Origin of the sequence: Luteibaculum oceani (assembly GCF_007995015.1) — a bacterium.
Lineage (GTDB): Bacteria > Bacteroidota > Bacteroidia > Flavobacteriales_D > Luteibaculaceae > Luteibaculum > Luteibaculum oceani.
In genome coordinates, this window is record NZ_VORB01000010.1 from 132,019 (window position 1) to 141,399 (window position 9,381).

Below are 9,381 nucleotides of genomic sequence, written 5' to 3' on the forward strand. Positions count from 1 at the left end.
GTACGCTCAAAAAAACTACATGGAAAAAATTGCCATCCAAACCTGTGATTGTGCGGGAAATTTGGATGAGGAAATTACCGGTGACAAAAAAACCATGCAGTTTGGACTTTGCATTATTGAAGCGGCCCAACCTTATGCCAAAGAATTAAAAAAGGACTATAATATAGATATGGACCTAATTCATGTTCAAGGTGAGGATTTAGGACGATTAGTTGGAATAGAAATGGTAAAACACTGCCCAGATTTTTTAATGTCACTGGCCGAAGGAGAACTAGAAGAGGCAGGTGACCAAAACTCAGGTTCTGAGGATTTCGTGGGTGTATTACAAGATGTTAAAAAGAAAGACTTCTTGGAATTTCATTTCACCGACAATGCTGGCCGTCTTTATAAGTTTCTATGGCTTACATACATCAACACCGACCTTAATTTATATGGGGATATGGAAAACCATATAGGGAAAGAATATCGAGTTAGCTTTATTGAAAAAGAGTTCTACGACCCGAAAATCGGAGAATACCGACCGTTTAAAATTCTAGAATCGATAAGAAAGTTTTAATCTCATTGTAAATTGAGATATGCCCCAAAAGGTAATCTACTACATAAAACGATTTGGATATAACGCCCTTCCAAAAGGGTATTTCAGAAAAAAATATAGTCGCCTTAGGGAATTAGAAAACGCTATCGACCCAAAGCTTATAGCAAGTCGATTGGATTATTACTTTAAGCTCCCTCCCCCTATTGAGCTACCTGCCGAGGCTGTACGTAATGGTGATATTAAAAATTCGCGTGGTACGGACTACTATTTAGACCTTAAGGAGTCTCTCCAGTTTTTTAATAAACACTTTAAAATATCGTTTAGGTTTGGTGATGACACTAGCGTAAATACCTACCCCACCATAGTAAAAGCAAGACCCATTCATGGAGATAACAGTAATTCCATCCTCTTTAAGTTAAACAAAGTCAGGCATTTTAAATGGGTTAATGATACCCGAGAATTTAAAGACAAAATAGACCAAATTGTATGGCGTGGTGGCGCCTACCAACCCCTTAGAAAACTGTTTGTTAAAAAATTCCACAATCACCCAATGTGCAATTTCGGTCAAACTAATGTGCCGGTAGAGCACGTACCGTGGCAGAGGGAGTTTTTATCCATCCAAGATCAACTTAAGTACAAATTCATTTTTTGTCCCGAAGGCAATGATGTCGCTACAAATCTCAAATGGGCCATGTCGTCGAACTCCTTGGTTGTTATGCCTAAACCTCGATTCGAAACCTGGTTTATGGAGGGGAAGTTAAAGGCCGGAGTGCATTATGCCGAGGTAAATGATGACGGCTCCAACCTAGAAGAATTGATTGAATTTTACATTTCCAATCCTTCGCGTGCCCAGGAAATAATTGCCAATGCGCACGAATGGGTTAAAGGGTTTCAAAACAGGGATTTGGAGGAGCTACTTTGCTTAAAGGTTTTAGAACGATATGGAACCTACACCGGACAAAAAAATTTCTTGAAGTTTTAGTTAATCCCATGAGAACCACTAAAGCCAATTGGAGGCTCATTGTATTTATTCTGTTAATTGCATTAACTCTTTTTGAACTGATTAGAAGTGGAAACAGGGATGGCGACTTTCTAGGTTACATCCGCGCAGCTAATGCGGTTCTTTCTGGAAATGACATTTACTTAGACTATTTAAACACCTGGCCGCCGCTTTTTTCAATATTCTGTGTCCCACTTTATTTCCTGAATAAAATCAGTCCTTATGGTGTAAGAATTTTATGGCTTTTAGGAGGCTTATTTGGCTTTGCCAGCACTATTAATCACACTGCACAACTCTTTTTTAATAAAAAGTTGGGGTGGAAGACTAGCGAAAAGCACTTGAGCATCCTAAACCCTCTCCTATTCGTCCCGCTTTTGCTGTCCTTTAGATTTGTATTAGACAACCTAGCCAATGTCCAAATAAACATGTACATGCTTTGGGCTTCAACGCTATGCCTAGTACTACTGGATAAAAACAAAATTAAACTTGCAGCATTAGTATTAGCTATCAGCATTTCTCTTAAGATTTTCACCATCTTTTTATTAATCTATCTCCTATATAAGCGCCACTTTAAATTTGGAGCCTACGCCCTACTATTCCTTCTAATTTTAAATAGCATCCCGCTGGCAGTGTTTGGATGGGAATTGGGGATAGAATATTACCATGCGTGGGTAACCGAAGTGGCACCGAAATCTTATTTACCCACTTCCAGAAATCAATCGATTTTCGGTTTGTTTATCAGGTTATTTGCAGATTTACCCCATAAAAACGTGGTGGATATTAGCCTTCTGCAACTACAAATAGATCAGGTAAAAACATTAACCTACCTTACAATATGCCTTTTTGGTATTATTCCCCTTTACCTTTTTTACAAACCCATTAAAAATCTTAAAAGTAAAGGGTCTTTAATTGAGCTATGTATTGTTTACACGGCCATACCACTACTCACCCCGGTTGCATGGAAAGCCTATTTTATTTTTCTGTGGATTCCCATTACTTATCTATTTCACGAGTTATATAAAACCGATTATCCTGGGTTGAAAAAGAAGGGCAGAATAGTTTTTTGGATAGGCATGAGCTATCTAATATTTAGCGCAGAAATTTTTGTTGGTAAGTGGTTTTCAGACGCCTTGGAAACCATTGGTATTTTAACTCTGGGAAGCATTTTATTAATTGGATTATTATTCAGGATTAACCTGGTATATCACAATAAATAACCCCGCATAATTAAGACAGTTCCTCCTTCCTATGATTATTCTCAGCATTCAACAACTTTCATAGATTCATGTAAGTATCGATGAGTTGATTTCTATATTTAACTCATGGAAATCTACTTAGGTAATGAAAACCAAAAATGGTTTAAACCCTTGATTATAGCCATTTTGCTACTGCCCGCAATGGTTGCAAATGGACAAAGTGTAAGTGTAAAATCAGATCGTCCTGGGCAAGCCTTAAATCCTAACTTAATTGAAACGGGCTTTATACAGATTCAATCGGGTTACCAACGTTTTTTTAATAGTAGCTCCTCAGCCAGTTTCCAGGGTCACACGCACGATTTTAGATTCGGTTTAAACGATAACTGGGAAACAGGTGCCAGTATTTACACTAGTGTAATTCCAAATCAAACTAACGTCACCACCTTGGTAGGACAGGTTAGAAGGTCTTTAGCAGCAAACGATGCTTTCGAGGCCCTTGCCATTCAAGTCGCTCTACCCCTTCAAATTAATCCCAGGGATGTAAACAACACATTCAACCCCATGCTTAAGCTGAGTGGAAGTAGAGCATTTAACGATAAAATTGGATTTACAGGAAATATCGCCCTACAGGGTGTAGATGTAACCAACAACTTTAGCCTTACCCTACCCTACGTAGCTAATTTAGGCTGGAGTTTTAATTCTAAGCTCGCCGTTTTTATTGAGCATTTCGGAAGCTTAAATAATACGGGATGGCAAGCCAATGCTGATTGTGGTGTTTCATACCTAGCGCATGCAAAACTTCAGTTAGATTTCACTTTTGGATTTACTGGGATAAATCAAACCCACACACAATCTTTTATGGATACCGGAATCACCTTTAAAATTTAAAATCATGCAATCCATCAAGTTTATCTTTTCGATCCTTTTTTGCCTAGTTATTGTTCCTGGTAAAAGTCAAGATTCCGCCAAGCAAAAGGTGGATTCGAGTCAGGTGGATTCTATTTCAAAAAAGCTTCTTTTAGAGCTCGAGGAGTTAAAAAACACCGAAGAAATAAAGCGTTTACAACTCCAAAGGGCTTTAGATTCTATTCAAGGTATACAAGCCAATAGAAAAAGGGCCATCCTTCTTAAAATTGACTCCCTAAGAGGTACCACTTCGGGTGTTCCTGTTGTTGTTTTCAATGACACCCTCATGTATTTTTTTGAAAGGCTTGGCTCTCTTAGCCCAAAGGAAAGAGCAAATCGCGCTTCAAGAAACTTAGAGGTCAAATTCGAGAGCGGAGAAATAAATAGCAACAGCCTTAAAGCTACGGCCAATGATGAGGCTGTGGATTTAATTCTAAATGGTGATATATTATTTACCATAACCGAAAAGGATGCTTACTGGTTAGAAAAAACACCAATAAAAGCTACAGAGGACCTTATAACCACTTTACTAGATTTAAATCAAGTCTATCAAGAGAAGCACGGGATTCTTGTAATGGTTAAAAGAATTGGTCTTTTAATCTTGGTTCTAATCATCTTATGGATTCTTATTCGACTTGTAAACAGAGGAATAACCAAGTTGAATGACGTCCTAATTAAAAAGTTTAAACCCTACCTAAACGGGTTGAAATTTAAAAACTATGAATTCCTTTCCGAGGATGCAGAAATCAAGCTGGTGCGTTGGTGTTTGAAGGTAACCAAATGGCTATTAATCCTCTTTTTACTTTACATTACCCTCCCCGTGATATTCAGCATTTTCCCAACTACTAAGGGGATAGCTACAACCTTAATAGGTTACATTTTAAATCCTCTAAAAAAATTCACCTGGGCTTTGGTGGGATACATTCCCAACCTGATAACCATTGCTGTTGTTGTTTTGGTTACCAATTACTTTATTCGGGCCATTCGATTTTTTGCCTCGGAAATTGAATCCGGAAAACTACAGATTCCTGGTTTTTATGCAGACTGGGCGGGTCCAACTTTTAAACTGCTTAAAATTGTGGTTTATGCCTTTGCTTTTGTAATTATCTTCCCCTATCTCCCAGGCAGCAAATCACCTATTTTTCAAGGAGTGAGTGTGTTTTTCGGGCTTTTAATTTCCTTGGGGTCTAGCTCTGCAATTAGCAATATAATTGCAGGTTTGGTAATCACTTACATGCGACCATTTAAAATTGGTGATCGCGTAAAAATTGGAGAAACGACTGGGGATATCGTAGAAAAAACACTTCTGGTGACTCGAGTGAGAACCATTAAAAACGAAGATATCTCCATCCCCAATTCTACTATTTTAGTTGGAAGTACGGTTAACTACAGTTCGAGTTCAGAGTCACTAGGTTTGATTCTAAATTCAACGGTAACCATTGGTTATGATGTGCCTTGGAGAAAAGTACACGACCTTCTCATTTCAGCCGCATTAAAAGCTGATTTTATTAATAAGGAACCGGCTCCTTTTGTTTTGCAAACTAGCTTGGATGATTTTTACGTGAGCTATCAAATCAATGCCTACACCAACAAGGCAGGAATGGCTGCCAAGATCTACTCGCAACTACATGCAAATATTCAAGATGCTTTTAACGAAGCTGGCGTTGAAATTTTGTCTCCGCACTATCGAGCAGCTAGAGACGGAAATACCGCAACGCTTCCACCCGAATACCTACCCAAAGGTTATCAGGCACCTAGATTTAATGTAAACCTAAATCAAAAACCTAATGATTAATAGCGATTTCTCTTATTGGACAGAGCACCCTTTAATTCAAAAAGCCTTGATTACATCAGGGGTAATCGTTGTCATATTTCTGATTAGACTGCTTCTGAGAAAGGCGCTCAATCGCTCGGTTAAAACCAATGATAATAAGTATAAGGCTAGAAAGGCTCTAAATCTTTTTAGCTATCTCCTAATCGTTTTGGCCATCCTTCTAATTTTTAATGAGCAATTAGGAAATATCGGTATTGTTGTTGGGGTTGCTGGTGCAGGAATTACTTTTGCTCTGCAAGAACCAATTATGAGTGTCGCAGGTTGGCTGCACATACTAATTAATAGCCCCATTTCTGTTGGACAACGGGTAAAAATTGGGGACGTTCAGGGCGACATCATAGACATCGGTGTATTAAGTACCACAATAATGGAAATGGGCGACTGGGTAGATGGTGATCTTTTTAACGGAAGGATAGTTTCCCTCTCAAATTCCTATGTTTTTAAGGAACCCATTCACAATTACTCAGGAGAATACCCCTTTTTATGGGATGAAATTATTATCCCAGTTAGAACAGAATGTAACTATCTGTTGGCCCAAGAAAAATTCCAAGAGGTTTTAGAAGAAATCTGTGGTAGTTATGCAAAGGCAAGCGAAATGCAATGGAAATTGCTTGCCAACAAATTTAGAGTTGAGGAGGCCAACGTACAACCTAGTATTTTTCTGCGTTTCGATGAGAATTGGATAAGCTTTACGCTGCGATACATTGTAGATTACAAAAAACGTAGATCGACCAAGCACCAATTGTATTCACGCATTTTGCAAGAGGTAGCAAAACATCCCACTGAGATAAAAATTGCAACCAGTTCAATAGAAATTTCTCACTACCCTATTCAACAATAATCCGCATATTTAGAAAATGAAAGTTCAAGTTGTAAGCATTCCGGTAGTCGACCAGGACAGCGCCGAAAAATTTTACACCGAAAAACTGGGTTTTACCGTCAAGGTAAACATCCCCTTAGGAGAGGGAAATAGGTGGTTAACCGTTGTTCATCCCGACCATAAAGATGGCCCTGAAGTCCTACTAGAACCAGCGCCAAAACACTTCAAGCCCAGTGCTACATATCAAGAAGAACTGTTTAAAGCAGGAATTCCCTGTTTTCAATTTGAGGTGGAAAACATCCACGAAAGTTTTAAAAATCTATCGAGTAAGGAGGTAGAATTTAAAATGGAGCCCACCGATATTGGTTCTGCTTATATGGCCATTTTTAACGACACCTGTGGTAATCTTATCCAACTCCTTCAAATGAAATAGGTTATGAAAAACACCCCTTTTACACTTTTATTTATCCTAATAACAGCAATTTGCTTTTCGCAAAACAAAACTTACCTCCATTGTGGGGCTATTTTCAATGCACAATCTGGAAAACTTGAAAAAGAAAAAACCATCGTTATTTCTGGAAAGGAAATTAGCGAAGTACTTAATGGATACATTGTTGCTCCAAGCAATGACATTAACACGATTGACTTAAAAACCAAGACGGTTTTACCTGGATTGATTGATATGCACGTACATGTGGAAGGCGAATTTAGTAAGACTTCCTATTCCGAGCAATTCAGACTAAATGAAGCGGATTTAGCCTTAAGATCAACCCTATTTTTAAAACGAACCATAGATGCTGGATTTACAACAGTACGGGACCTTGGTGGAACAGGTGTTAACACCGCTCTTGCTCGCGCCGTGGAAAAAGGAACCATAGTGGGACCCAGAATATATTCTGCGGGAAAAGCTATTGCCACTACCGGTGGACATGCAGACCCAACTAATGGATGGAAACAAGATTTAATGGGCGATCCAGGACCAGAGCAAGGCGTGGTTAATGGTCCCGACGATTGCCGAAAAGCGGTTCGTCAGCGCTATAAAAATGGTGCCCATGTTATAAAAATCACTGCTACCGGAGGGGTTTTAAGTGAGGCAAAGAATTCATCCAACCCACAATTTACCATTGAAGAAGTAAAGGCTATTTGCGAAACAGCAAATGATTATGGAATGATAGTGGCCGCACATGCTCATGGCGATGAAGGAATGCAACGCGCCATTCTCGGGGGAGTAAAAACTATTGAGCACGGTACACTGATGTCCGATAAAACAATGGATTTAATGAAAATTCATGATGTTTACCTAGTTCCTACAATTACCGCAGGTAAAGAGGTAACGATAAAGGCCGATGAGCCAGGATTTTACCCAGAAATTGTAGTTCCTAAAGCCAAAGAAATAGGACCCAAAATTCAAAATACTTTTGGAAGAGCCTACGCTAAAGGTGTGGGCATTGCTTTTGGAACGGACGCTGGTGTTTTTAAACATGGAAATAACGCCATGGAATTTGTATACATGGTTGAGGCTGGAATGCCTCCTGCAGCTGCAATACAATCGGCTACCATTACCAACGCCAAGCTGCTTAAAAACGACAACATAGGGTTAATCGAAAAAGGTAAATACGCCGACATCATCGCGGTTGAAGGCAATCCACTAGAGGACATTAAAACCCTGTTGAATGTTGATTTTGTAATGAAGGAAGGAATGGTAATTAAGCAGTAAGTCTTGGCAGAGAATAAGTTTTCAAATAGTGGTCATATTTACGCATCTATTGGTGCTGCTGTTGGGGTCGCCAATCTAGTGCTTTTCCCTGCAAGGGTATTCAGTTACGGGGGGCTTGCGTTCATTGTAGTTTTTATTATTTCCACGCTTTTACTGGGCTACCCCCTAATGGTGGGAGAAATTGCTTTAGGTAAGCACGGCCAGTCTAACGCCGTAGATTCCTACACTAAAATTGGTGGTAAAAAATGGAGTTGGGCAGGTAAATTTGGGCTAATAACCACCTCTGTAATTCTTAGTTTCTATATCATCATAGCCGGATGGTCGCTATACTATTTATTCCAATTTGCCTTTAATTTTAGTGACATAGAGAACTTACTTTTTGAGAGTCTTCAATCTAAAACACCTGCTAGGACGGCTATCGCTAAAATGTTTGTGGATTTCTCAACCAACTCTTCAAAAGTGATTCTTTACTCTGGAGCCTTTATGGCACTAACCATTTTTATTGTAGCTCAAAAGATTTCCGCAGGTATTGAAAAAATAGGCAAGATTTTCGTACCGCTTCTCATTGTATTGTTAATCATCCTATTTGTCTTTATCAACGTATTAGAGGGAAAAGATTTAAACTTCTCCAACTTCAATTTCGACGCTAGCAAGTTATTCTCAATGACCAGTACGGGTGGAATTGGGTTTATTGAGGCTGTTGGACAGGCATTTTTCTCCTTAAGCCTAGGAGCATGTAGCATGATAACCTTTGGAAATCACCTAAAAAAGAAAACTAACGTAACCAGAAATGCCCACTACATTGTTCATACAGACACCCTTGTAGCCCTATTGGCAGCACTTTTAATTATTCCCCTCTTTATTCCTACCAGCCAAATTGGAATCAACCCTGGATTGGTTTTCATAAGCCTAGTAGATACCTTTATTAGTTTTGGTTTTGTTTGGGGGAAAGTAGTGGGTATCCTGTTTTTCTTCCTCTTTAATATTGCCATACTAACTTCCGCTGTATCCCTTTTGGAACCAACCGTTAATTACTACTCAAAAAATCAAGAAAGAGGACGCCAGCCATATGCTATTGTTATTGGAATTGTGGTCTTTATTGTGGCCATACCCAGTATACTAAGTTTCAATCCAAATGCCCCCGCCCTATTCAGAAATTTTCTGGGCTACGGTTCTGGCGGCGCTATGGGCTTTTTCAATTTTGTTATTGACTTTTTTGGAACCTTCTGTATTCTTTTGGGTGGATTGTAATACTCCCTAAAAAGTGGACCAGCGGTTAAGTTTATTTACATTTAAAAAAACCGTTAGAAATGGCACGAACAAAAAGGAAATTCACAGCTAAATTTAAGGCAATGGTAGCAATAGAAGCGCTA

Annotated in this window: 9 protein-coding genes; all 9 read left to right on the forward strand. The window is 39.0% G+C overall.

Annotated elements, in window-relative coordinates; all coding sequences use genetic code 11:
* Positions 1-19: 19 nt before the first annotated feature.
* The 9 genes from FRX97_RS10970 (at position 20) to FRX97_RS11010 (ending at position 9,259) form a co-directional block, all read left to right on the forward strand.
* The gene (locus FRX97_RS10970; RefSeq protein ID WP_147015262.1) at positions 20-556 is read left to right on the forward strand and encodes a hypothetical protein; all 537 of its coding nucleotides are present in this window, start codon (positions 20-22) and stop codon (positions 554-556) included.
* 19 nt (positions 557-575) lie between these two features.
* Positions 576-1,517, forward strand: a complete 942-nt coding sequence (locus FRX97_RS10975; RefSeq protein ID WP_147015263.1) for a glycosyl transferase family 90 — start codon at positions 576-578, stop codon at positions 1,515-1,517.
* A gap of 8 nt (positions 1,518-1,525) precedes the next feature.
* A complete protein-coding gene (locus FRX97_RS10980) occupies positions 1,526-2,752 on the forward strand; it encodes a glycosyltransferase family 87 protein (RefSeq protein ID WP_147015264.1) in 1,227 nt (408 codons plus the stop codon).
* A 105-nt stretch (positions 2,753-2,857) separates the two neighbouring features.
* Positions 2,858-3,619 (forward strand): hypothetical protein, encoded by a 762-nt coding sequence (locus FRX97_RS10985; RefSeq protein WP_147015265.1) that lies wholly within the window; start codon positions 2,858-2,860, stop codon positions 3,617-3,619.
* Positions 3,620-3,623: 4 nt separating this feature from the next.
* On the forward strand, positions 3,624-5,432 hold the full coding sequence (locus FRX97_RS10990) for a mechanosensitive ion channel family protein (RefSeq protein WP_147015266.1): 1,809 nt from the start codon (positions 3,624-3,626) through the stop codon (positions 5,430-5,432).
* On the forward strand, positions 5,425-6,312 hold the full coding sequence (locus FRX97_RS10995) for a mechanosensitive ion channel domain-containing protein (RefSeq protein ID WP_147015267.1): 888 nt from the start codon (positions 5,425-5,427) through the stop codon (positions 6,310-6,312). Before FRX97_RS10990 ends, FRX97_RS10995 begins: the two co-directional genes overlap by 8 nt.
* A 16-nt stretch (positions 6,313-6,328) precedes the next feature.
* Positions 6,329-6,724, forward strand: coding sequence for a VOC family protein (locus FRX97_RS11000; RefSeq protein ID WP_147015268.1), 396 nt, complete (start codon positions 6,329-6,331; stop codon positions 6,722-6,724).
* Between the two features lie 3 nt (positions 6,725-6,727).
* Positions 6,728-8,008 (forward strand): metal-dependent hydrolase family protein, encoded by a 1,281-nt coding sequence (locus FRX97_RS11005; RefSeq protein WP_147015269.1) that lies wholly within the window; start codon positions 6,728-6,730, stop codon positions 8,006-8,008.
* Positions 8,009-8,011: 3 nt separating this feature from the next.
* Positions 8,012-9,259: a sodium-dependent transporter gene (locus FRX97_RS11010; RefSeq protein WP_147015270.1), complete on the forward strand. Its 1,248-nt coding sequence runs from the start codon at positions 8,012-8,014 to the stop codon at positions 9,257-9,259.
* Positions 9,260-9,381 lie beyond the last annotated feature (122 nt).